The sequence below is a fragment of the Serratia sp. 25CWL12 genome (genome assembly GCF_055790885.1).
In genome coordinates, this window is the sequence record NZ_CM147698.1 from 1,974,385 (window position 1) to 1,998,684 (window position 24,300).

Consider the following 24,300-nt stretch of genomic DNA (forward strand, 5'->3'; position numbering starts at 1 on the left):
GACATAGAATTTATGAACATTGATTTATAAACACGGCTATCACAACCCGATATTATGCCCCTGAAAAAGTTGTTTTATTCCCCTGAAGTTGCAGCAAATCGGCCAAGGTGACAGGGCGTGAGGTCACCAATTTGGTACTGTAAAACAGTAGCAGTTCGGCGGTGGCGACGGCATCGAGCAGTGCATCGTGCGCGGGATAATCCGGTAATCCAGCTTTTTGACGTAATACGGATAAACGATAGTCACCGCTGAGTTCCCGTTGGTGACGATAACGACGTTTTTCCATCTGCAGCGTGTCTAACCAAAGTAGCGGTGGTGGCGGTAAACCAAACCGGCTGGCAATATAGGCCTCAATAAAACGCCGCTCGACCATGCTACCGTGTGCCAGCATGACCTGCCCAGCCATGTTGGCCAACAGGGCTTCCATTAAAAGGTCGAGAGGTTGACCGGTAGCTAACAGCTCAGGCAGTAGTTGGTTAATCACGGCGGTCTCGGCATTGATCGACCGAGGATCATTAACGTAGCTATGATCGGCACTGCTGAGGGCGATCCCGCCGTCGTTGAGTGCTACCGTCCCGATACTCAGAATATGATGAAGATAAGGATCTAGCCCGGTGGTTTCAAAATCGAGTGCCAGGATGGGCAGTTGTGCCAGTGAGCAACTGGCACTAGGTAGGGGTGAGAGCAACAGATCTTTGAGTACCTTGGGGAGCACCGGATGTTGCGCCAGATAATGGGCACGGGCACGCTCCAGTTTCGACAACGGCGCAAAGTAGCGAAAAACGGCCAGCATGATCAGTTACTCCTTAATAAAACGTAATTTAGCGAAGTCTTGCAGATCCCCAATAATACGGAACGCATCCTTTAAGTGTTTACGTTCAAAGCTGCCAAATTGATCCGGACGGATCAGGTTATTCGGCTGCAAACCTTGCTTTAACGCATTAAGTTGATGCAAATAACGGATACGCAGCACAAAACGATAAGCGCCGATAATATTCTTATAACTCTCCTCTGATAGAACCTGATGCTGTTGGGCGTAGAGAAAGCGCTCTTCAGTGCCAGTTTGGGTACAACCGGCAGCCATGCCGTAAATGCGCGCCAGATCGATAATCAACGTTAAGGCATAACGCTTGATATTCAGTACCGGCGTATCGTGCCCATTTTTTTCCAACACCAGATTTTTGAAGATCCCCAATGGTGGTTGGGTAGCAATGGAATCACGAGTCAGCGCACGCAAGAACACCGGGTGCTGAGCAATTAGGCTATACAGATGCTGTTGCAATTGATTACAGAGCTCCTTGTTACCATGTAGCGCACGTAATTCAAGAAACACACTGGCATTCAATAACTTATCGTATTCGGGATTGGTCACCCATTTATGATAGTAGGCTTGCCAGATACGCAGCGGCTGACACCATTTATGCACCGAGGCCATATAATTGCCCGAACAGAGTGGGTAGCCACAACTGTCTAATCCCTCTACAACTAATTTTGCCAGTTGCAAAAAATAGTGGCGATCTTGCTCCGTGGCCTCATCCGCCATAATGATGGCATTGTCTTGGTCCGAGAACATATGGACTTCGTTCCGCGCCTGCGAACCCGCCGTCAGCCAGACATAATCACAGGGTGGAGGCCCGTATAACGTTTCCCCCATCTGCAACAACCGATGACAATACGCATCCATGATCAGTGCCATCACTTGGCCAATGTTCTCGCCTGGCACATTTCCTTCTACTAAGGCTTCAAAAATAGCCTGGCGTTCCACAGTGAGTGCGCTGAGGGCTTCAATACTTTCGCAATATTTAATTTTTTCAATCAGGAAGATGGCTTGTACGCGGTGGTTATGCACCAGATGCGAAGTAGTCAACAAACCCAGTACCTGATGGTCTCGAACTATTGGCAACCCGCGAATATTATGCTGCATCATTAACGAAGCTGCTTTCAGTACCAAATCATCAGGATGAATGGTCACTGGGTTCGGGGTCATCACTTCACGGATAGGGCGTGTAATATCGAACCCTTCGGCAATCACCCGTTTGGTCATGTCACGATCGGTGATTAGGCCAACCAGCTCTCCTGCGGCCATCACGACCGCCGTGGAAGAGCGGCAATTCAGACGCATTTCCCGTGCGACTTGCTGGATGGACATATTTTCATCCACCACTGCAATCTTGCCGCTATGGATCTCACTGACACGGCGCATGAAGAGCCCTTTGTCGTTATCCGACCAAACCACATTCAGCGCGGATTGCAAACGCTCTCGCGCTTGGGCCGCGAACAGGTTGGCATATTGCGGGTGTTCATGCAGTAACTGCTTGAGCTTACTATGCGGGATTTGGTACAGCAAAGTGTCATCAATCGCCGTGACGTTGTAACAATCAGCAGGGTTGCCCGGCGTACTGGCAAGAAAGGTAAAACCAAACAAGTCATCAGGCCCGAGCTTTGCACGCAACACGCCGTTGGACATACGCTGCTCTAACGCACCAGTACGCACAATGTAGAGATAACGCTCCTGCGCATCAATATCAAAGGGCAAGCTCTCTCCTTGCCCAAGATAACTGATACGCACGGTTTGGGCGATTCCCTGTTGTAATTGGGCTGGCAACTGATCGAATGGATCGATACGTGCGATAAAATCAATGATATTGGGCAGTAGGGTCTGAGACATGTTAGCAACCTGTTGGATGTGGTTTCAGGCTGTGATGACAACCTGAATGCTGCTCGACTAGGGGTTTTCTTTAACCAGTGATGGTGTGCTCCGCTGAGTGCGGTACATTTTCAAAATAGTGTAGCTGTTGATGACCAGGAATGAGCCTTCCAGCAAAATGCCACCAATGGAACCGGCCCAAATATTATGTGTCACCCAACAGATGGTACTGGCCAGCATGCACAGGCGCAGCGCCAGCCCATCCAAGCGAAATAGTGCATAAGTGCTCAGGGTGGTACCAATCACGGTGAGCCATTGGATCGGATGATTGATCTGTGGGATCACCAGTCCCCAAGCCAAGACAATGAATAGCAGCATCACCAGTGTGGTGCGGTAATAACCTGAGATCCAGGTGCGCACGGCACATAACAAACAATTGATGGCGGCGACGGTTGCGCCCAGCATCAGGAAATGAACCGCCAGTAGGGCGCCGTTAAGGGTAAGATGCAACCGCAGTTTGCTATCTTGCCGTTGTAAAAAGGCGGTAATACCGATAGCACAGGCTAATAGCCCAAGGAGTTGTGCCAGCCAATGTGTATCAAAAGACATTATCAGTTTCCCTGTGTGTAATTGGCAACAAAGGCGCCATCCGGCGCCTTAGGTCTATCGAGGCGCTCACCAAGCCGCCTTGTAGAGTATCCATCTTATTAATGAGAATTCAGTGCCGCTTTACGGCGATCTTCTGCACCCGCACTGCGCTTTAATAGATAACCAATCAGCAAGATGGAGCCCGCACAGGCGGCGTACAGCACACGTCCCCACAGCGGGTTAGGCAGCAACACCATCAACATTAAACCCGCGCCCATCATCAGGGTGATATGCCCCAACTTGTTACGCTGCATACGGTCAAAGGTATCTTGTTCATCATCAGCGATGACCGGTGTTTCTATATCTTTAAAGAAATCCTGAATGCGCTGACTTTCTGCCGCAGTGAAACTCTCAGGCTTATAAAATAGGGTTGTCGCCCAGAAAAAACCACCTGTGAGGAATAAATGAGCAGCAACAGTGATAGTGGTGGTGAGTTCAGAGATTTCACGCTTGGTCAGAGTGACACCAAACTGGTCAGCCAACCATTGTGCAGTAAAGACATTCATCACCAGCCACGAGACAAACATCCCGAAGCACACGGTACCCCATGCAGCCCATTTAGGCGTTTTACGAATAAACATGCCAAAAAACAACGGGACTAAAATTGGCGACTGGAGCAGGGTGGCAACACGCATCATCAGTTCAAACAGGCTCAGCCCTTTAAGTTGAGCAAACAATTGAGCAACCAAGATGACTAATATGCCATTGATCAACGTCACCAACTGACTAATGCGCAAGGTTTTCGCTTCACTCATTGGTTTGTTACGGCAAACAATAGGCGCCCAGAAGCTGCGGACAAAAATACCCGCATTACGGCACAAGGCAGAGTCCATGGAAGACATGGTCGCTGCAAACAGCCCGGCAACCAGCAGACCGACGACACCCAGAGGCATATAACGTTCTGCAAACACCAGATACACCGCATCGCTTGCTTTATTGCCCAATTCAGCGTGTGCTGCTGCCGCATCAGGGACCAGGACCGCCATCGACCAAGGTGGAATAAACCAAATTATCGAACCAAAAATCATCAGGGCCATCGCTAATAGCGCTGCTTTTCTGGCGTTATTAGAATCTTTGGCATTCAAGAAGCGGTAAGAGTCCTGCATGTTATTGATGCTTTGCAGTTGCTTGACCAAGAAGAATAGGAAAGAACCAACCAACAACAGGCCGTAGTTCATATCTGGCCCCATCACAAAGTTGGTTGGGAATTTCTCAATAATTTCAGTTGGCCCACCGACAACAACCAGCGCAACCACCGCACAGGCAACAGAAACTACCGCCACAACCAGTGTTTGCACAAAGTCACTGGCGACCACGCCCCATGCGCCACTAAGCATCGAAATCAACAGTACTGAGATGCCGGTAACCCAGATGGTGGTATCCATATCGTAGCCAAATACCGCACCGACAAAAATAGCCAACCCGTTCAGCCAGACACCGCCGTTGAGGATACTCAGCGGAATGATGGCCCAGGTAAAGAATTGTTCATTCCCTTTGCCGAAACGACGATCAATCGCTTCGGTAGGGGTATCCACGCGCATTTGGCGGAAACGTTGGCTGAACCACCAGTAAGAGACAATATAGGCAAAGATATTGCCGAGAAAGACAAAGGTGACTGCGAAACCATCAGTAAACGCTTTGCCCGCAGCGCCGGTAAAGGTCCACGCGGAAAATTGCGTCATAAAGGCGGTAGCACCGACCATCCACCACAACATCCGACCACCGCCCCGGAAGTAGTCACTGGCGGAGTTACTCGCCATTTTTTTGAAGGCGAGACTGATGAAAATCATCAGCAAGAAGTAGCCTCCAAGGACCAAGATATCAATATTCATAGCGTCTAACGCCCCTATTTAATTAAAAGTATTCCATTCTCGGGCCACAGAAAAAGATAAAATGAACCGATGTTTTAAAAATATTTGCACACTTTACATCTTTTAGGAACATTGTTTCAATTTCTTATCGATCTAGATCACAAAATTTAGGTGAGAATGACTGATTTTTTCCGTTATTGAGGGGGTAGTCCCAAATTTATGAAACATGGGTTTAATTAGGTTTATTTCTCACTGTGCTGACTCTATCCTTTTGAAAACATAAAGCCTTGTAGGCAATAGGGTTAGCGGAGAGGGTGGTATGCAACATCATGAACGGTTACAGCAGGTGTGCGCTTTACGCAGTCATCAGTTTGCAGCGCAAGTGGTGGAGCGTCTCAAGGCTGATAATCAACAGGTTCTGACACACAGCGTATTGGTGCCCAACCATTCTAAAGCCACATGGAATCTCTACTATTTTTGTCCTGATCACGGTGTACGTCTTGATTGGCGTTGGGACTCGTCAGAAATACATCGCTGCCCGGTGGATGGGGCGTTATTTACCGGGGAACCCTATGATGGTGGGTGGTGGCGCGGTCTGAATGGCTTGAATGCCAAAGCGTGCCATGAATTGGCGTTACTGTGGTTGCTGACCGATAACGTTATTTACTTACAAAAAGTACGTGAGTTGTTGCTGGGATACGCGGAACAATACCCTGACTATCAGGAGCACGGGGGGATTCCTTACAATGGGCCTGGGAAAGCGAACGCACAAACACTGTGTGAAGCCAACTGCCATCTGGATTTCGCTCAGGGTTATGACTACATTCGTACCGCACTGTCTACGGAAGAACAGCAAACCATTGAACAGCGTTTACTCCGTGAAGGGGCTGAGTTTTTAATGGCGCACCGTGGCGAACAACTGCATAACCATGAGGTTAAGATCGGGGCAACCATCGGTATTATCGGGTTTATTTTACAGGATCCGCGTTATCTTGAGTTTGCGCTAGCAGGGAAGTATGGCTTGAAAGGGCAGTTACAGCGCGGAGTCCTGGCTGAAGGCCTCTGGTTCGAAGGGTCGATCCATTATCACTACTACGCGTTGCAGGCATTTTTGCAGTTCGAAAAGTGGGCTTGTGATACCCCTTACTCGCTGGCTGCGGAACCGAATCTTGCCAAGATGCTCGCTTTCCCCTTGAGGTTACTGGACAGCAGCGGCCGTTTTCCGCGCATCAATGATTGCATCGCCGGGCAGGAGTGGTTAACGCATAATCATCTGTATGAGTTTGCTTACCGCAAGTATCGGCAACCGGCTTATGCGCAGGCACTGCAGACCATCTATCGCCGTAAACCACGAAATGATCTTGATGCATTACTTTATGGCTGTGAACCATTGCCCGCCGCTGATGATCAACCGCTAGCGGCCGAACTGCATGCCCCTGTGGCGGGGTTGACCTTATACCGTGACCTGCAACATGGGCACCAGTTATTGGTGAAGCACAGCCCCTATGGCGGTGAACATGATCACTATGATCGTTTATCGATCTCACTGATGCGGGCGGGTGTTGATCTGTTGCCTGACCTTGGCACTACTGGCTATGGTGCTGAACTGCATTATGGTTATTACAAAAACTCGTCTACGCATAATACATTGGTGATCGACCAAAGTAATCAGCCACCCACTATCCCGAAATTGCTATCACGGCAGGGGGGTGATGGCTTTAATTTGCTGGATGTGAAAGTGGATTGGAGTCAACCTTATCCGGGGCTTGATAGCTATACCCGAGTTCAGTGGGATCAACAGGCCTATCAGGATGTCACCTTCCGGCGCATTCTGCTGTGGCTGGATCAAGCGGCAGTGGAAATCGATCTGGTTCACAACCCGCATCAGCGCCAGATGGATCTGGTTTGGCTGGTCCGTGGGGAGTTAGCGCGGCCAGAAGCTATTTGGCAACCATTAGATAACCCGATCACCACCGGAGCATTAGCACGCATGCATCACTGCATGGGGTTACCGTTATCCGCCAAGTCTACACCGAGTGAAAGGTTACACTACAACGTGAATGCCGCCGCACCATTCAGCCAGTGGATCTTCGGTGAGGGTGAGCTCCTGAGCGGGCGCGCACCGGATAACCCGGCAACCCAGGATCTTTCCTGCCTGCTGTTACGTAGCCGCGCAATTCAGGGGCGGACGTTGATGCTACATGACTTGTCAGTGGATCGGCCGATAGAGGAAGTTAATGTAGAATGGCAACACAATACACTGAGCTTGACTTGGATGCGTGACGGTGTCACAAAATCACTGGTGTTGGAGATTACCGAAACCCAATCACATGCTGGTTGGTGTTAAGGGGAATAGAAGGGTGCGTATGGCCGTTTATAGTAGAAAATTAGCCGTTTTAACTTTTTCGTTTCTTATCGTATTAACTGCTTATCCAGTTTCTGGAGCTGAAATAACCAATGTTACATTGAGCGATAATCCGGTAGCCCAACCCATTCGGAATTGTGCTATTCCTCTCAGAAAACTCTTAGCAAGTTCTAACTAGGCTATGGTTGCCAGTGAACATCCACGTCCAGAAGATCTGGGGTTCCTGATTGAACACCATGATGACCGCAAAGGGCTCGAATTTATTCAAATCATTAATGAACATCAACGGAAAACCGATTCATCACCCAATGCAGGCCATTATGGATGGGTAATTTACGATCCAAAAACAGGTGAATTATTGGATGAGAGTCTCGATGAGGGCCACCCAGTAAAATTGAAGATTGATAAAACAGCAGCTCAGGAATATCAATCATGCCGCGCTGCTGATGAACAATGTTATCAGGCCATTCAAAATATGGGCGATGATCCCACTGCGGGATTTTATCCTAATGCTTTCGAGGTGGCTGGCGATTCCAGCGAACGATATGTGAAGATTGCTGAAAATCGTCAACCCTTTTATTGGGCCCCCAACAAAAACTGTGCCGTGAAAGCATTTCTGGTTAATCGAGATAAGGTGCTGGCGTTATCCTGGGGGCAGAATAATGGTTTTGTATGGACTCGCTATATACATCCAGCAACGCAGAAAATGACTGAAGGATGGCTACCGCAGGAAGTTTTGGAAACAAAACAACAACGATGTGATGATGTTCGGCAGGAGTCTGGCGTGGGTTCCACCTCTATTGTGGAGTTTATAACACGAGAGGTCGCCAATAATCAGCAGCGGCTCTATTTCTACGATGCGCCTGACCCGATTTGCCTCGGTGAAGAAAAGTCATTTATTGTCGATGGTGATAAAGTGCAGGTATTGAACGAACCAGTTTTTGCTGGCTATCTCTTGGTTCGCTATACCCATCCGGTGACGCATGATGTGACGGAAGGATGGGTACCAGTGAGTGGATTGAAGTAAACATAACAATTGGTGTCGAATGGCAACCCAATGCACTGTTCTTGACTTGGGGGTGTCGTGACGGTGTCACAAAATCACTGGTGTTGGAGATTACCGAAACCCAATCACAGGCTGGTTGGTGTTAACCTGCCTAATTAAATTCTTGCAATGATAACAAAACCATTTGGAGCAACAGATGTTTTCGGGGGATATTATCTGAGTAGCCAAAAATTGATTGTGTCGGGTTGGCTAACTGAATATTCACTTATATTTTGAGGTGCACATGTTTACTGATTTACAAGGACGACGCGTCTTGATCACCGGATCCAGTGCGGGTATCGGGTTGGCGGCAGCTAAAGCCTTTGCTGCGCAAGGCGCATCAGTGGGGATCTGTGGGGCGCGTGATGCTAAAGAAGGTGCTAGTCTGCTGGCAGAATTCAAGACATTGGGTGCTAACGTCGCCTATTTCCAAGCTGATTTGACTCAATCCTCTGAGTGTGCGCGTTTGGTTGAGGCCTTCGTCAACCATTTCGGCGGCATGGATGTGCTGATCAACAACACCGGTGGTTTAGGTGGTCGTCAGCGTTTGGAAGAGATCGACGATGCATTTTTTGATCATGTGATGGACCTTAATGGTCGCTCAGCTTTAATGATGACCAAATATGCCATCCCGCATTTGCGCCATAGCGTAAAAACCCATGGACAGACGGCCTCGGTGATCAGTACGGGTTCGATTGTCGCTCATGAGGGCGGGGGAATGGGTACATCACTCTATGCCGCTTCCAAGGCTTGGTTGCACAATATTAACCGTAGCTGGGTCAAAGAATTCACTCAGGACGGGATTCGCTTCAATATTATTTCCCCAGGTGTGATCGATACTGCTTTTCACGCTGATAAGAGCGATGAGTTTAGAGCGCGCATCGCAGAAAATATCCCAATGAAACGCTTTGGGCACAGTGATGAAGTGGCTCCTGCATTCCTGTTCTTTGCTTCCCACACCTGCAGTAGCTACATCACCGGCCAAATCCTTGATATTAATGGCGGGCAAATAATGCCTTAAGGGCTTTAGCAAACGGTGCGTTAAGTTAATGCAACTGGCTGTCGCGATGGCAGCCAGTAGATGTGGGGAATGGCGGGGGATTCATACTATTAATATTTTGAGCCTACAAGTACAAAAAACGGATATTTTAATTTGATAAGGAGAATAAGGAAGTGTCGAATAACAACTTTACGAACATAGTCTCCGTTCTTCACGTGAATGATTTCGACGGAGCCGTTGAATGGTATGCCAAATGGCTTGGGCGCAAGCCAGATGTTACACCTGATGAGGGAATCGCCGAATGGCAACTGGCAGAAAATGCCTGGATTCAAGTTTCGGTTGCTCCTGACCCAGGCCTTGCAGGTAAATCATTTGTAGTTTGCGGTGTCCGCGATATCGAAGCACAAAGGGCCGTTTGTCAAGACGCTGGTGTTACCGCTAGCGAAACACAGAACCTAGGATTCATAAAGCTTGCGCAAGTCTGCGATCCAGCCGGAAACACCGTGATGTTCGTCCAAGAAATGTAGATTCTGGCTTTTTAAGGGGGTTCTATGTCTTAAGGGAACGGCGTTGATCGTTATCTCGGCTGCTGGCATGAGGAGGGTGATGCATTAGCCCAGATGGCAATGGCCAATTACATGAGATCTTGGGCGTTGATACTTGACGTGATGTCGCATTTTGCAGCTTCGCTTCCACTCGGCCAATAAGGAATAAACAATGAGGATCAGAGTAGCCACATCGTTCGATGTGGCTGATATGTTTCGTATTCGTATTTGTGTTAATGAAAACAAAATGACAATGACCGAATTAGCTGCGTACGGCATTACGCCAGAATCTCTTCCCGGGATGCTCTCTGGTGACGGTCAGGGGTGGGTTGCAGAACATGACGGAAAAATTGTCGCATTCGCTATGGCTGATGCCAGTGAAGCTACAATTTTCGCACTATTTGTCGAGCCATCGTTTGAAGGTCTTGGTATTGGCCGACGCTTGATGGCTGAAGCCGAGCGATGGTTAGTTGATATGGGATGTTCGCAAGCATGGCTGGAGACAGACAGCGATACTGATGTACGTGCAAACGGTTTTTATCGTCACCTTGGGTGGGTGGAAAACAATAAACAGAAAGATGGTCAGACAAAATTCATTAAAAATTTACAGTCACTCAACGAGGACTGACTCAGACGACGAACAAAAACTTTGTTGACACAGGCTTATAAAAATTACATCCATCATCCAAAACCGTTAAAGCCAATGTCGTCAAATCGCAGCTTCGCTCCCACAGGGCCTTGTATAATGTCTCTGATCCAAAAAAGCCATAAACCTTGGGGATGGTAAGCCCGAAGCGTATGGTGAGGGAAGTGTATGACTGGCAGGGTTCACAGGGCAGTTATGTACTAAGTAGCCTGATATTCTATTTAACATAATATACATTATACGCACCAATGTAACGGTACGTGGAATCTAGCTATCTAGCGCAGATTGCCCCCCCAGACTAGCAAATCCTCTCGCAACGTCACTATGTACATTGCTATTAGGCAGACATTTCTAATGAGCCTTGACAAAGGGAACGATAAGCGAAATCTGAGGTCATATGGTCTTGGTTATGTTCATGCGACAACGCAATGGCGCTTGGATGACCGATTGGCGTGCTAATTTGCGTTAGGAAATGCTCTGTCTGGCAACCTGTTTGCGAATTTGATGAAGCACCTTATGTATAGATTGGAATGGATTTATTTATGGAGTTCGCAATGCCCGTACTTTTCAGGATGAAAGTTGTACCACTGGTTTTACTGTTGGCAGTCGTTTTTGCATTCTTACTTAACTGGCCCGTGTTATTGCATTTTTACGATATTTTGACCCATCTCGAACACGTTAAGATTGGTTTCATGATCTCGATTCCGTTCGTGTTGGTAGCGGCACTCAACTTCGTGTTTATGCCCTTCTCGATTCGTTATCTGTTAAAACCATTCTTCGCCTTGTTGCTCGTCACAGGTTCCATAGTTAGTTACTCCACACTCAAATATAAAGTGATGTTTGATCAGACAATGATCGAAAACATCATTGAAACAAACCCTCAAGAAGCCCATTCCTACCTGAATGGCTCACTTATTTTATGGATTCTATTAACCGGCATTGTTCCAGCTATCCTGCTGTTTTTGATAAAAATTGAATATCCGTCAAAATGGTACAAAGGCATTGCCTACCGTTCTCTGTCAATGATGGCATCGTTGACTTTAGTTGCCGGTGTTGCCGCACTCTATTACCAGGATTATGCCTCCGTCGGGCGCAATAACTCGACGTTGAATAAAGAGATTATCCCGGCGAATTACACTTACAGCACTTTCCAGTATGTTAAGGATAGGTACTTTAAGACTGAAGTGCCCTTCCAGACGCTGGGGGATGATGCTAAACGCGTCGCCAGTAACGAAAAGCCCACGCTGATGTTCCTGGTGATTGGCGAAACTGCACGTAGCCAGAATTTTTCGATGAACGGTTATGCGCATGATACCAACACCTTTACCAGCAAATCTGGCGGCGTTATTTCGTTTAAAGACATGCATTCCTGTGGTACTGCGACAGCAGTTTCCGTGCCGTGCATGTTCTCGAATATGAACCGCACCGAGTACGATGGTAAAAAAGCATCCAACAGTGAAAACTTCCTCGATATTGTGCAGAAAACCGGTGTCTCGCTGTTGTGGAAAGATAACGATGGCGGTTGTAAAGGCGTGTGTAACCGCATTCCGACTATCGAAATTAAGCCTAGTGATAACGCAAAACTGTGTGATGGAAAAACCTGCTATGACGATGTGATGCTTGAAAACCTTGATACGGAAATCGCTAAAATGGCAGGAGACAAGCTGGTCGCCTTCCATATGATTGGCAGCCATGGCCCGACCTATTACCAGCGTTACCCGGCTGAGCATCGGCAATTTATGCCAGAATGTGCACGCAGCGATATAGAAAACTGTACTCAGGAACAACTGGTTAACACCTACGACAACACTGTTCGTCACAGCGACTATGTCCTAGCGCAGATGATAGAAAAACTAAAAACATACAGCGGTCAGTACAACACCGTGCTGCTGTATGTTTCCGATCACGGTGAGTCTTTGGGCGAACGCGGGCTGTATCTCCATGGCACGCCATACAAACTGGCACCGGATCAGCAGACGCATATCCCGATGCAGGTCTGGATGTCACCGGGATTTATTGCTGAGAAACACATCAATATGTCTTGCCTGCAGGATCATGCGGCGAAAAAACCGTACTCTCACGACAATCTGTTCTCGTCCGTTCTGGGGCTTTGGGACATCAGCACCAGCGTCTATAATCCGGACAGCGATTTGTTCCGCGAATGTCGAGGCTAATGGTCCGTTGACAATGGCATAAAGCTTGGCACAGAGGTGACGGAAAAATCAGGGGTTCCAGTGTAGAACCCCTATACGTTACATATTACGATTTTCAGTGCGCGAGTTAAGCAGTGAAATACAGCCGCCTTGCGCTTCTTTCGCAAGGCTATCCGTCATCACTGCAAACCCGATGAGGAAAAGATTACCCTAATACAAAGGAAATATCTGAAGTTCAGGTTACTTAGGGGCATAAAGCGGAGCAATGTCCATATAGATATATGTGCCAGCCACTTTATTATCTTTTATTTTAAATACATCGGTCACTGGTAATGTGATGGTGCTACCATCATGACGGGTATAAGTGACATTCATTTCAGCAACAATACTTGATTTATCATGCCAAGAGTGAACAACTTCATGTTTTAACCCTTTAATGCTGCTATAAAAGTCAGTCTGAGATTTTGCAATCGCTTCTTTTCCAACTGCTTCTGGAAAATTACCGAATTTAAACTTTGAATTGTCAGTTAATAATTTGGCAAATTGCGTAGGATCCATGCTGTCAATTGCCTGTAAAATCGAATCAAGTTTGATAGTTTCTTGTTGAGCCGCTTGGGGAGCGGCAATCTGTGCCTCAGCGCTGTCAAGGGTAGAGGCTCTTGCAGTGACATTATCAGCCTGACTACTGAAGGAGACTAGAGTAACAGTAGATAATAAAGCAAATAATTTGATTTTCTTCATGGTATTATCCTGGTTAAAATGTTTATATTTAACAAAGTGATTTATTGTATTAAATAAGCATACATCAGTTATCATCATTAAAGAACACTAACTATTTGCACCAGTCTTTCAGAAAAAATGAAATAGTCGGTTTTGTTGAAGTATATGGATGGCAATAGAGATTATATGCTGATGGACCATGATGTATTAAAGGGCTTTAAACTTTTTTGCTCTTTGGCCCATTAGCCATCCCACTAGTTCCCTTAACTAAGAAAGAGCTGATCATTGAGTTGGCAGCGACCAAACGCTAAGGCGTATTATTTAGTACAGACCACCTGCCTTGGACGATAAAACCAAGGCAGGTACCTCTGCATCTAAAATAACCATCTGATAAATATAAATAACATCCTTATATTTATCAGATGGTTTTAAACTGATCCTTCTTTCTCAATAACCAGGATACGGGCTTCACCTTGCGGATAAGCAATATGCTCGCACCCTATTCCGGCATAAAATATATCCCCGGCATTAAGGAGAGCCTTTTTCAGCTCACCTTGCTCTTTGTAATGCATCTCGACAGAACCCTCCATAACAGCAAAGACCTACTGCCCATCGTTGACATGCCATTTGTAAGGTGCATCCGTCCAGTGAAGACGGACTGTAGTACCCTCGAAATTGGCAATATCGAGGGCTCCCCACGCTCTATCGGAACTAAACTGTTTACTGGAGAACACTTTTGAATTCATAAGTATTACTTCTTTTCAGTTTGTTGAAATGGATATTCAATATATTCATCGATTTTTAGTGTTGTCGCACTCTGTTCTGTAAAATATCATGTGCCACCGTTACCAACTGAAATCACGCAAGATAATTATGCCCACAATCATTACCCATGCTGCGGTGCCCTTGTGTCTTGGTTTGGGCCTCGGTCAGAAAGTTATCCCCCCTCGCCTGTTACTGGCGGGTATTGCGTTTTCCATGCTGCCGGATGCCGATGTGGTGGCGTTTAAATTTGGTGTAGCTTATGGCAATGCTTTCGGGCATCGGGGTTTTACCCATTCACTGCTGTTTGCGGTACTCATGCCTACCTTGGCACTGCTGTTTTACCGTTGGTTTAAAGTGGCTCCCATCAAAACCTGGTTATTCCTGTTTATCTCGTTACTGTCGCATAGTCTATTGGATTCAGTCACCACCGGGGGTAAAGGGGTTGGTTGGTTATGGCCTTGGAGTAGCGAACGCTTTTTTGCACCTTGGCAAGTGATCCGTGTTGCTCCTTTCGAACTGCACAAATATCTCACTCCCAGCGGGCATGCGGTGATTGTTTCAGAATTGCTCTGGGTATGGTTGCCTGGCGTAATCCTTATGGCTGCCATGATCATCGCGCGTAAATACCGGAGCAATAGCCAGTAAAAATAGACAATAGCAGCTATAGCTCTTGCGCTATTGGCAATTCAATTTGTGAGTATAACGCCATCGCGCTAGAGTAGCCGGTAAAGTAAAAACAGTTGAGGACAGTAATATGATTATTTTTGTCACCGGTGCTACCTCCGGTTTTGGTGAAGCGATCGCCCGTAAGTTTGTCGGTGAAGGTCACCAAGTGATTGCCACTGGGCGTAGAATTGATCGCTTGGAAGCATTACAGGCAGAGTTAGGGGATGCGCTGTATATTGTCCGCTTGGATGTTCGCAATCGTGCTGCCATTCAACAAGTTATTGCTGAATTGCCAGCCGCACTGCGTGATGTGGATGTATTAGTGAATAATGCAGGCTTGGCATTAGGCCTGGAGCCTGCCCATAAGGCCAATATTGATGATTGGGAAACCATGATCGATACCAATACCAAAGGGTTGGTCAATATCACTCGGGCCTTATTGCCAGCCATGGTCGAGCGCAATGTGGGTCATGTGATTAATATTGGCTCCACCGCCGCCAACTGGCCGTATGCCGGTGGTAATGTTTATGGGGCTACCAAGGCGTTTGTGAAGCAATTCAGCCTGGGGCTACGTGCTGATCTGCATGGAACACATATTCGTGTCACCGATATTGAACCCGGCATGGTAGGCGGCACAGAATTCTCTAATGTCCGCTTCAAAGGCGATGATAACCGGGCAGAAAAAACGTATGCGGGGGTCGATAGCCTGACACCAGAAGATATTGCCGAAGCGGTATTCTGGGTAGCGACATTGCCTGCTCGCGTTAACATTAATACCCTTGAAATGATGCCGGTCAGCCAGTCCTTTGCCGGGTTAAGCATTCACCGCAGTGCTTGATGTTTTACCTAGTTAATGTTTCTTCGTTAATGTTTTCCCCGTGGCAGGGCCGATGCTCTGCCGCGAGGGGTTTCCCCCCACATAAGCCCACTTCCATCTCATTTTCTCGCCCCAAGCTGCCTTTACAGGCTGGTGTAATGCAAGAACAGAATGATATATTTAGCCATTGCAGCAGCCTGTGTTGTTTTACTGAGGGATGCAACACTCACTAATAAGGATAAAACGATGAAACCCATTTTTATTCAACGACTGATGCGCGGGATGTTGCCAGTCACCATGGTTATGTTGGCAGGCGTCTGGCAAGCCCCAGTGTTTGCCGACACCTGTACTCAGGGGGGGACCTGCGTTACGGTCAACGGTAGTAATGCAATGAGCAATGAGCAAGCTCGCCAAAGCAAAGAGCAATGGGATGCCACCCGTTCTCTGCGTAACAAGGTTAATACTCGCGTTGAAAAGGAGTTTGATAAGGTTGACCGTGCCATTGACGATGAAGAACGCTGTGATAACAGCTATAACGTTAATGCTTATTGGGAACCATCAACCCGTAAATGTCTGGATCGTACCACTGGCCGTCAGGTCACACAATAATTCGACCATAACGTTAAACGATGCATCTGTAATCGGTGGCACAGCATGCTGTGCCCTGCTCTATTTATGATTGACTGACTTCCAACTGGACAGGCAAACATCATGCCCAACGACTCAGTGATTCTCATCTTTACCAACCTATGAAACGATGGGTACATCTACGTCGCTATCGTGCCTTATTGCGTCGTTTGCTTATTGCTATTTTTCTTGGTATTTCAGCAGCATTGGCGGTATGGCTTTTTCACCAAGCCATGCTGATGCTTGAATGGCTATTTCTCGATCATGCCAATGGTAGCTTGGTCGCGGCGGCCGCTACACTGCCAGGATGGCGCAGAGCTTTGACACCCATGTTGGGTGGCCTGGTGGCCGGTTTATTACTTTGGGCTTACCAACATTATCAACACCAACGGCCAGTCGCGCCCACCGACTATATGGAAGCCATTGAAACTGGTGATGGTCGGCTAGATGTGGGCGCCAGCCTGGTGAAGAGTCTTGCTTCACTACTGGTGGTCTCCAGTGGTAGCGCCATTGGCCGCGAAGGGGCGATGATCCTGCTGGCCGCCCTGGTGGGGTCGGTATTTGCCCAGCGCTTTACTCATGCCCGAGAGTGGAAGTTGTGGGTTGCTTGCTCCGCAGCGGCCGGTATGGCCAGTGCCTACCACGCCCCATTGGCCGGTAGCCTGTTTATCGCTGAGATCTTGTTTGGTTCATTAATGTTAGCGTCCCTTGGCCCGGTGATTATTGCTGCCGTGACTGCACTGTTGATGACAAATCTGCTTAATGGGGGGCAAACACCGCTGTATATCGTCACGCCACTGAGCGCGCCATGGCCAGAACAATACCTGCTGATGGCCCTACTAGGAATATTGGCAGGTATCTGTGGCCCACTTTTTTTATGGGGGATGGCGGCCAGCGGGCGAGCATTTCGTTCACTTAACCTCAAACCCCCATTACAACTGGCATTAGGTGGCTTAATTGTCGGGTTGCTGTCCTTGCTGTATCCCGAAGTGTGGGGAAATGGTTATAGCGTAGTGCAATCATTGCTCTCCGCACCGCCGGGTATTTTGCTGCTTGGCGGTCTGCTGGTTTGCAAGTTATTGGCGGTGCTTGCCAGTAGCGGTTCTGGCGCACCAGGGGGGGTATTTACGCCAACGCTGTTTGTCGGTGCCGCTTTAGGGTCGCTGGTCGGTCAGTTTTGCGCCAACTGGCCGGAACTCGGCATGGCAGTACCGATTCTGATGGCCTTGACGGGGATGGCAACGCTACTGGCTGCCACCACTCATGCCCCCATTATGGCTGCCTTGATGGTATTTGAGATGACCGGTGAATATACCCTGTTGCCCGGTCTGCTGTTAGCTTGTGTTATTGCCACAACCATTGCTCGCGGATTACGGCCACAATCGGTTTACCATAATGCGTAGCGTTTACTTTAGGCGGGAAATATCCAGATATTGCGCCAATTCACGCTGTTCGGTACGGGGAAGATAAGGGATCTCACCCAGTAATGGGGCCGGAATACGTTTTTGCAAAGCATCAATGGTATCAGCATAGTGGGCTAAACCCGGGTTGATACGGTTAGCCACCCAACCTAATAAAGGCAAGCCATCGTTAATAATTGATTGTGCAGTAAGCAAGGCATGGCTGACACAACCTAGTTTAATTCCCACGACCAGAATAACTGGCAACTGTTCCTGCACCACCCATTCGGCATACGGGCGTAGATCGCTCATCAACACACGCCATCCCCCGGTCCCTTCGACCACGACAACATCAGCCTTGCTGGATAAATGCTGTAGGCCACGGCTCATCACGCCATAGTCAATATCTTGGGTTGTCGGTGTGTGAAACACCTCATCAATACAGGTAATGGGGTTAATTTCATTATAGGACAATGGCATGGTGGAAGATGCCTGTAGAACCAAAGCGTCTCTATTCTGAAAGCCTTCGCTGGTTTCCTGGCAACTTGCAGCAATGGGTTTATACCCCGCAGCAGAACGGCCCTGTGCGGCGAATGCCTGCAGTAAAGCACGAGAAACTACAGTCTTACCTACGTCGGTATCCGTGCCTGTAACAAATAAACGCTTTAACATGAATAGATTGCCCTGATATGCCACGTTAATGAAATGACCTCTGCGAATTACGGAGAAAGTAACTCACTGAGAAAAGTCTAGGGGATACCAATCAACAGGGGCTTGAGATAGCTCAATCTTTTAGCGGTAAGCAATAATAAATTTTGATAATGTTGTTGCGAGAAACAAAAATAATCATGCTAATGATTAGTTATCATACATAAATGGGTGCACTCAAAAATGATATCATCCTGTGATTTTATATTTGTCATCAGCCAGAGACTGCAACGAATGAACATGAGATTAAATCTGTCTATTCTCCTGACAACAGCAATAATGTTATTCCCTGCTCTATCGCCAGCGAATATGCGAGCCCCCCATTTAATCTGGCAACCCCCTTCGTTTTCTCTGAGTTCGCCGCAGAGCAACAAATTCACGGTAAAAAGAGAAAAGTTAAATATTGATTGTGATTACGAAAACTGTCAGGTTCAGGCTGTTTACGAGATCACTTCTGATATTCAAGCTGATGTTGCATTTGTTTTTGTGATGCCTGCAAATACGCCGGTTAGCGCAAGGGTGAATGGAACGCTGCAGCCTGCGACGGTTACGCTTGATAAAAAGAATGTATGGAAATTACGCGATAGCGATACTCGAGAATATCCGTTATATGAGGCGGTTTTTACTGGGCAGGTATCCAGAGGCGTAAATAACATCAATATTAAATATAATCAGCCGCTGACAATTCTAGAACGTGCTTATGGTTACTTGACTGACAGTCGCTCTATTGAGCAATTTTCCTACCAGCTCGGGCCATTAAAAGAGTGGCCGCTTGCTGATGATTTTTCCCTTGATGTGACATTATCCAGCCTGCGTAAACGACCAGAACGTGATGGTGGTTGGAGTATATTGAAGTCTCGTACCATTGATTGTATGCAGCCTGAACAGAAAATAGAAAAAGATAGTGAACATCTGAATTTGACTGTTAAATTCGGCAAAAAATTCCCAGATACGCTGATTTGTAAAATTGGGGATAGTGATTTATTAGAGGAAAAGTAAGAGGCGCTAATACACAGTGACACTGGAGCCGCCGGGAATTTTTACCCTGACTTAAACCCGTTACAATGCCAATTAGTCATTACAGTGAAATTTTTGAGACTCAACCGGCGCTTTCTTTGCCAATTTGACAATAGCTTGACATCATCAATACTTAAGGCTCTACAAAAATGCAAAGAGGAACACAATATGAAGAAAGTTTTATCTATCATTATGTTATCAGGTACTCTTTTTGCGGTTAATGCTTCAGCCAATTTCACAGGGCCTAGCGTAACTGGCCAAACCAGTACTGTACAGCAAGCCATGAGTGCACGGGTAGGAAGTTATATTACTCTGACTGGTTATATTGTTGCACACCAACGTGAGGACTATTTTACTTTCCGCGATGATTCTGGAACTTTGCGCGTCGAGATAGAAAGTTCCGTTTGGCGCGGTCGTGACGTAAGCCCACAAACCCGAGTTCGGTTGATGGGTGAAGTTGATACTGGCGCTGCAGGACGTTATTTGTGGGTTAAATCACTGGATGTGGTCAACTAGAAACCGCCTGAGTGGATTAAGGGCCAATGTGACAAAAACCTGCACTAAACATTGGCCTTCCCGTAAACTTCCCGACCCTTTGTTTTTAATCCTTCCAAAGCGTGGCTCATAAAAACAAGATCATCAAACCAACAACTTGGTGGCCCCATTATTGTCCTTAATTCCTGCTAGTGCTTTCCCTTTCTGTTGCAGAGATAAAGGCATTTGATAACAGCTGATTATAATGGTTGACAGAAAGTGAGCGGGATTTGCCCCTCTGCAATTGGCAAAGTGATGGAATATTACCCTTGTAATAATTTGACCAGTAATGAACCATTATATAGCGCCTCTTTCACCAGTGCGGCTCCAGGCATGGTGCCCTGGTTGAAAAACAGCGTGGATTCAACCTTCAAATGTTCACTATAAGCGGGTAAAGATTGTTGGCGGATGCAGGAGATGATAGCAGGATAGAGAATCTCAGCCGCGCGGTTTAACGGTGAGCCAACCAGAATCTTTTCTGGGTTAAATAAATTGACCATAATTGCCACGATACGCCCAACACTATGCCCTACACCCAGAATAATATCCTTGGCCAATTGATCACCCGCTAGCGCTGCATCGCACAGCGATTCTACCGTGAGTTCCACACCTTGAAGTATTGATGAATGGGCCCCTGCCAAGCGCTGTTGAGCAATTTCCAGCATATTATCGATACTGGCTACGGTTTCCAGGCAACCATGGTTACCGCAGTAACAACGTTTACCGTAAGGATCAACCTGCGTATGCCCAATCTCTACCACACTACGGCTACCGGCATGCAACACTCGCCCGTTGGTGATCACTCCAGCACCCACGTTATGGTCAATCACCACCTGAATGACGTTCTGGGTACCACGAGAGGCCCCGAACAACGCCTCTGCCATGGTCCAAGCACAAATATCATGTTGCAGATAAACCGGCAGGCCGGTGCGCTTTTCAAGTGCGGGCCCCAATGCCATCTCATTGACTTGATAAAATGGCATACGATGAACCACCCCGGCAGCGGCATCAATCATACCGGGAAGCGTAATGGCGATGGCGGTTAAACGTTCGAGTTTATTTTGGTGACGAATAAAGAAGCTGTCGATTTCGTCGACAATATGTTGCAGTAGCGATTCCGATTGCTCAGCTTTCAGTGGCAACAACTCCTCCACCACCATTTTGCTACTGAGATCGCGCAACGCTAAGGTAATAGTGCCGAGGCTGATACGCACAGAAAGATAATGCCAAGCGTCGGTATCTAGCACTAATCCGATAGCCGGGCGGCCACGACTCCCTACTTCCTGATATTCGGTCTCTTTGACCAGGTGAGCTTCCAGCAACTCACGTACAATCTTGGTAATACTGGCAGGTGCAAGCTGTGCCAACTTGGACAACTCGATTCGCGAAATCGCCCCCCGTTGATCGATCAACCGATAAACGGCGCCAGCATTTATTTGTTTGATTTGATCAATATGTCCAGGTTGCCCATCCATAATCACAAACCTGCCCCCGCTATTTTTCGCGCTTCTAAATAAAGACTAAGGGCTATGGTGGGGCTTTTGGTATACAGCGTCAACTATTACTCCTTGATTCGTTATGTGATTAACAGCACAAATTGCATGTTATCACGGCAAAAAAATTTCACTTACGCGCAGGGATCAATTTGATTAGACAAAAAACGGCCTATTCAATACTATTTTGTAAATCAGAATCTGTTTTTTTATACCCGAATTAGTTCAAGTTGCAGGTCGTGTGGCGACCGAGTAAAGCGATATCTTGCCACCCGAATGATCACCGAACTCGGTAAGGAAATACTGTGATTACCCCTCCGCGTGCTGCGGCTAGTTTGCCGTTAACGCCACCTGAAAGTGACAACGTAGTAACAGTGTCTGACAGTAAATGTTCAACACCGAATAAACTGCCTTATATTGAACGGGGAACGCCACAGTTTATGCTCGTCACCTTGGCGCTGTTCTCTGCGGGTCTGGCAACCTTTGCGTTACTGTATTGCGTGCAACCTATCCTGCCGGTGCTCTCGCAAGATTTTGGGGTTACCCCAGCGGAAAGTAGCCTTTCTCTCTCATTGTCTACAGGCTTGTTAGCTGTTGGCCTGCTGTTTACCGGGCCGTTATCGGATGCGATTGGCCGTAAATCGGTCATGGTGATAGCCCTGTTTCTGGCCGCTATCTTCACCTTAATCTGCACTTTTATGACCAGTTGGCACGGTATTTTATTGATGCGAGCACTGATTGGGCTTTCATTAAGCGGGGTGGCGGCGGTAGGCATGACCTACTTGAGCGAAGAGATCCATCCTGGGGTTGTCGCCTTTTCCATGGGATTGTTTATCAGCGGTAACTCTATTGGGGGTATGAGCGGACGGTTGATTACCGGGGTACTTAGCGACTTTTTCTCCTGGCGCATCGCACTGGCGGTGATTGGGCTTACCGCCCTGGTGTTAGCAACACTGTTCTGGCGTATTCTGCCGGCTTCCAAACATTTCCGCGCGACATCGTTACGACCCCGTACCCTACTGGTTAATTTTAAATTGCACTTACATGACCAAGGGTTGCCACTGCTGTTTGCTGCCGGTTTTTTGTTGATGGGGAGCTTTGTAACCCTGTTTAACTATATTGGTTATCGCCTGCTGGATGATCCTTACCATCTCAGCCAGGCCGTGGTTGGCTTTTTGTCGGTGGTTTACCTTATTGGCTCATACAGTTCACCTAAGGCAGGAGCATTAACCTCTCGCTTTGGGCGCGGACCGGTGTTGCTAGCGTCTATTTTGATTATGCTGATGGGCGTAATCATTACCGCCTTCTCCCCCATTGTACTGGTATTTATCGGCATGCTGCTGTTTACCGCTGGCTTTTTCGCTGCTCATTCGGTGGCGAGTAGCTGGATTGGTCGTAGAGCGCGTCGAGCCAAAGGACAAGCCTCGTCGCTATATTTATTCAGTTTTTACGTTGGCTCAAGTATTGCCGGTACCCTGGGCGGTGTATTCTGGCACAGTTTTGGCTGGTTAGGCGTGGTCGCTTTTATCAGTCTGATGTTATTCCTCAGCATACTGGTTGCCTATTATCTGAACAAACTGCCGGAAGCTGCGCGTATTTAACCCCTCCCGCTGGCCTTAGGGTTATGGGGGCTTATCTTTCAGGTGTAGATATGGATTGTGTAAATAGATCTTCTGATGTTAGTGAGCTTGGTCTTCGTCTCACCAATCTTAGGTGTAACGGTGGATTCGCTGTCGGGGCAGAAATTGACGGTAAAATCGTCAACATAACCCAAGCTGGAGCGATATTTGGCCTGCCTGTACCATCAGATATGGACGATTTACTGCAGAACCAGCGTGCGGCGGATGTCAGGGCGATTGTCGAGCGTATTCGATCCTCTGCTGATCATGCGGCAATTGAAGTGACCGAGGTTGATTTCGCCCCACTGGTGACTCGTCCAGGCAAGATCATCTGCGTGGGGTTCAACTATCGCTCTCATGCGGCGGAAATTGGTGCTCCGGTGCCCAAAGCCCCGCCACTGTTTAGCAAATTTGCCAACGCGTTGAACAGTAACCAAGGCGTGGTGCCCCTCCCAACACATATTGACCATGAGTTTGACTACGAAACTGAACTGGTGCTGGTTTTTGCCAAGCGCTGTCATCAGGTAGCGGAAGCCGATGCTTTATCCGTGCTGGCGGGGTATGCCGTAGGTAATGATATTAGTGCTCGCGGGTTGCAGAATATCACCTCGCAGTTTACCGCCGGAAAAACATCGGATGGTTTTGCCCCTATCGGGCCGTGGCTGGTCAGCCGAAATTTAGTTCCCAACCCCAATGCACTACGGTTGAAGACCTGGATGAATGGTGAATTACGCCAAGACAGCAGCACTGAGGAGATGATTTTCAATTGCCAGCAACTCATCCATTACGTGACGAGCATTATGACTATCGAACCGGGGGATATTCTATTCACCGGAACGCCGCCTGGGGTGATTTGGGGGCAGAAAGTACCGCGTGAACAACGGCGCTGGCTCAAATCAGGGGATAAGGTGACCTCCTCCATCGAGGGGCTTGGTGAGCTAAACATTAGGTTTTCATGAACATCAGGCTTTCATAAATAGCAGGTTGAGTGAATGGGGCTTAACCGGTAAAGATATCGGGATACCGTTCGCTCAATCCCTCCTTTTTTCCCCTACTCAGCTTGGACCAGGTATT

21 protein-coding genes and 1 pseudogene are annotated in these 24,300 nt (G+C 47.6%); 14 read left to right on the plus strand and 8 right to left on the minus strand.

Annotation, left to right across the window (positions count from 1 at the left end; all coding sequences use genetic code 11):
- Window positions 1-52: 52 nt before the first annotated feature.
- The 4 genes from ACX9GV_RS08580 to ACX9GV_RS08595 all read right to left on the minus strand — a co-directional run bounded on the left by ACX9GV_RS08580 (window position 53) and on the right by ACX9GV_RS08595 (window position 5,127).
- Window positions 53-793, minus strand: a complete 741-nt coding sequence (locus ACX9GV_RS08580) for a 3'-5' exonuclease (protein ID WP_473197736.1) — start codon at window positions 791-793, stop codon at window positions 53-55.
- 6 nt (window positions 794-799) lie between these two features.
- Window positions 800-2,668: a DUF294 nucleotidyltransferase-like domain-containing protein gene (locus ACX9GV_RS08585; RefSeq protein ID WP_473197737.1), complete on the minus strand. Its 1,869-nt coding sequence runs from the start codon at window positions 2,666-2,668 to the stop codon at window positions 800-802.
- 57 nt (window positions 2,669-2,725) lie between these two features.
- Window positions 2,726-3,256 carry a YgjV family protein gene (locus tag ACX9GV_RS08590; protein ID WP_023491853.1) on the minus strand — a complete coding sequence of 177 codons (531 nt, stop codon included), beginning with the start codon at window positions 3,254-3,256 and terminating at the stop codon, window positions 2,726-2,728.
- 98 nt (window positions 3,257-3,354) lie between these two features.
- The gene (locus tag ACX9GV_RS08595) at window positions 3,355-5,127 is read right to left on the minus strand and encodes a sodium:solute symporter family transporter (protein ID WP_473197738.1); all 1,773 of its coding nucleotides are present in this window, start codon (window positions 5,125-5,127) and stop codon (window positions 3,355-3,357) included.
- Between the two features lie 298 nt (window positions 5,128-5,425).
- Between ACX9GV_RS08595 and ACX9GV_RS08600 the strand changes: the two genes are divergently transcribed.
- The 6 genes from ACX9GV_RS08600 (at window position 5,426) to ACX9GV_RS08625 (ending at window position 12,881) form a co-directional block, all read left to right on the plus strand.
- Complete coding sequence (locus ACX9GV_RS08600; protein WP_473197739.1) at window positions 5,426-7,453, plus strand: heparinase II/III domain-containing protein; 2,028 nt, start codon at window positions 5,426-5,428, stop codon at window positions 7,451-7,453.
- Between the two features lie 199 nt (window positions 7,454-7,652).
- Window positions 7,653-8,498: a hypothetical protein gene (locus tag ACX9GV_RS08605; protein WP_473197740.1), complete on the plus strand. Its 846-nt coding sequence runs from the start codon at window positions 7,653-7,655 to the stop codon at window positions 8,496-8,498.
- A gap of 262 nt (window positions 8,499-8,760) precedes the next feature.
- A complete protein-coding gene (locus tag ACX9GV_RS08610; protein ID WP_473197741.1) occupies window positions 8,761-9,537 on the plus strand; it encodes an SDR family NAD(P)-dependent oxidoreductase in 777 nt (258 codons plus the stop codon).
- 152 nt (window positions 9,538-9,689) lie between these two features.
- Window positions 9,690-10,043 (plus strand): VOC family protein, encoded by a 354-nt coding sequence (locus tag ACX9GV_RS08615; RefSeq protein ID WP_473197742.1) that lies wholly within the window; start codon window positions 9,690-9,692, stop codon window positions 10,041-10,043.
- Window positions 10,044-10,233: 190 nt separating this feature from the next.
- Window positions 10,234-10,689, plus strand: coding sequence for a GNAT family N-acetyltransferase (locus ACX9GV_RS08620; RefSeq protein WP_473197743.1), 456 nt, complete (start codon window positions 10,234-10,236; stop codon window positions 10,687-10,689).
- A 572-nt stretch (window positions 10,690-11,261) separates the two neighbouring features.
- Window positions 11,262-12,881 (plus strand): phosphoethanolamine transferase, encoded by a 1,620-nt coding sequence (locus ACX9GV_RS08625; RefSeq protein ID WP_473197744.1) that lies wholly within the window; start codon window positions 11,262-11,264, stop codon window positions 12,879-12,881.
- 219 nt (window positions 12,882-13,100) lie between these two features.
- Here ACX9GV_RS08625 and ACX9GV_RS08630 read toward each other — a convergent pair whose 3' ends face one another.
- The gene (locus ACX9GV_RS08630) at window positions 13,101-13,601 is read right to left on the minus strand and encodes a nuclear transport factor 2 family protein (protein ID WP_473197745.1); all 501 of its coding nucleotides are present in this window, start codon (window positions 13,599-13,601) and stop codon (window positions 13,101-13,103) included.
- 407 nt (window positions 13,602-14,008) lie between these two features.
- Window positions 14,009-14,326: pseudogene (locus ACX9GV_RS08635) on the minus strand (cupin domain-containing protein).
- Window positions 14,327-14,453: 127 nt separating this feature from the next.
- On the opposite strand from ACX9GV_RS08635, the gene ACX9GV_RS08640 reads away from it, so the two are divergent.
- The 4 genes from ACX9GV_RS08640 to clcB all read left to right on the plus strand — a co-directional run bounded on the left by ACX9GV_RS08640 (window position 14,454) and on the right by clcB (window position 17,858).
- Window positions 14,454-14,990: a metal-dependent hydrolase gene (locus ACX9GV_RS08640; RefSeq protein ID WP_473197746.1), complete on the plus strand. Its 537-nt coding sequence runs from the start codon at window positions 14,454-14,456 to the stop codon at window positions 14,988-14,990.
- A gap of 109 nt (window positions 14,991-15,099) precedes the next feature.
- Window positions 15,100-15,849 carry a bifunctional NADP-dependent 3-hydroxy acid dehydrogenase/3-hydroxypropionate dehydrogenase YdfG gene (gene ydfG / locus ACX9GV_RS08645; protein ID WP_473197747.1) on the plus strand — a complete coding sequence of 250 codons (750 nt, stop codon included), beginning with the start codon at window positions 15,100-15,102 and terminating at the stop codon, window positions 15,847-15,849.
- Between the two features lie 225 nt (window positions 15,850-16,074).
- Entirely contained in the window at window positions 16,075-16,437 is a 363-nt protein-coding gene (locus ACX9GV_RS08650) for a DUF1283 family protein (RefSeq protein ID WP_473197748.1), read from the plus strand.
- Between the two features lie 140 nt (window positions 16,438-16,577).
- The gene (clcB, locus tag ACX9GV_RS08655) at window positions 16,578-17,858 is read left to right on the plus strand and encodes a voltage-gated ClC-type chloride channel ClcB (RefSeq protein ID WP_473197749.1); all 1,281 of its coding nucleotides are present in this window, start codon (window positions 16,578-16,580) and stop codon (window positions 17,856-17,858) included.
- A gap of 3 nt (window positions 17,859-17,861) precedes the next feature.
- Here clcB and bioD read toward each other — a convergent pair whose 3' ends face one another.
- Window positions 17,862-18,527: a dethiobiotin synthase gene (gene bioD, locus ACX9GV_RS08660; protein ID WP_473197750.1), complete on the minus strand. Its 666-nt coding sequence runs from the start codon at window positions 18,525-18,527 to the stop codon at window positions 17,862-17,864.
- 276 nt (window positions 18,528-18,803) lie between these two features.
- Between bioD and ACX9GV_RS08665 the strand changes: the two genes are divergently transcribed.
- Window positions 18,804-19,562: a hypothetical protein gene (locus ACX9GV_RS08665; protein WP_473197751.1), complete on the plus strand. Its 759-nt coding sequence runs from the start codon at window positions 18,804-18,806 to the stop codon at window positions 19,560-19,562.
- Window positions 19,563-19,748: 186 nt separating this feature from the next.
- Entirely contained in the window at window positions 19,749-20,096 is a 348-nt protein-coding gene (locus ACX9GV_RS08670; RefSeq protein WP_473197752.1) for a YgiW/YdeI family stress tolerance OB fold protein, read from the plus strand.
- Between the two features lie 281 nt (window positions 20,097-20,377).
- On the opposite strand, the gene mlc is transcribed toward ACX9GV_RS08670, so the two are convergent.
- The gene (mlc, locus tag ACX9GV_RS08675) at window positions 20,378-21,595 is read right to left on the minus strand and encodes a sugar metabolism global transcriptional regulator Mlc (protein ID WP_473197753.1); all 1,218 of its coding nucleotides are present in this window, start codon (window positions 21,593-21,595) and stop codon (window positions 20,378-20,380) included.
- A 317-nt stretch (window positions 21,596-21,912) separates the two neighbouring features.
- Between mlc and ACX9GV_RS08680 the strand changes: the two genes are divergently transcribed.
- Window positions 21,913-23,208, plus strand: coding sequence for an MFS transporter (locus tag ACX9GV_RS08680; RefSeq protein WP_473197754.1), 1,296 nt, complete (start codon window positions 21,913-21,915; stop codon window positions 23,206-23,208).
- A 50-nt stretch (window positions 23,209-23,258) separates the two neighbouring features.
- Entirely contained in the window at window positions 23,259-24,185 is a 927-nt protein-coding gene (locus ACX9GV_RS08685) for a fumarylacetoacetate hydrolase family protein (protein WP_473197755.1), read from the plus strand.
- Window positions 24,186-24,300 lie beyond the last annotated feature (115 nt).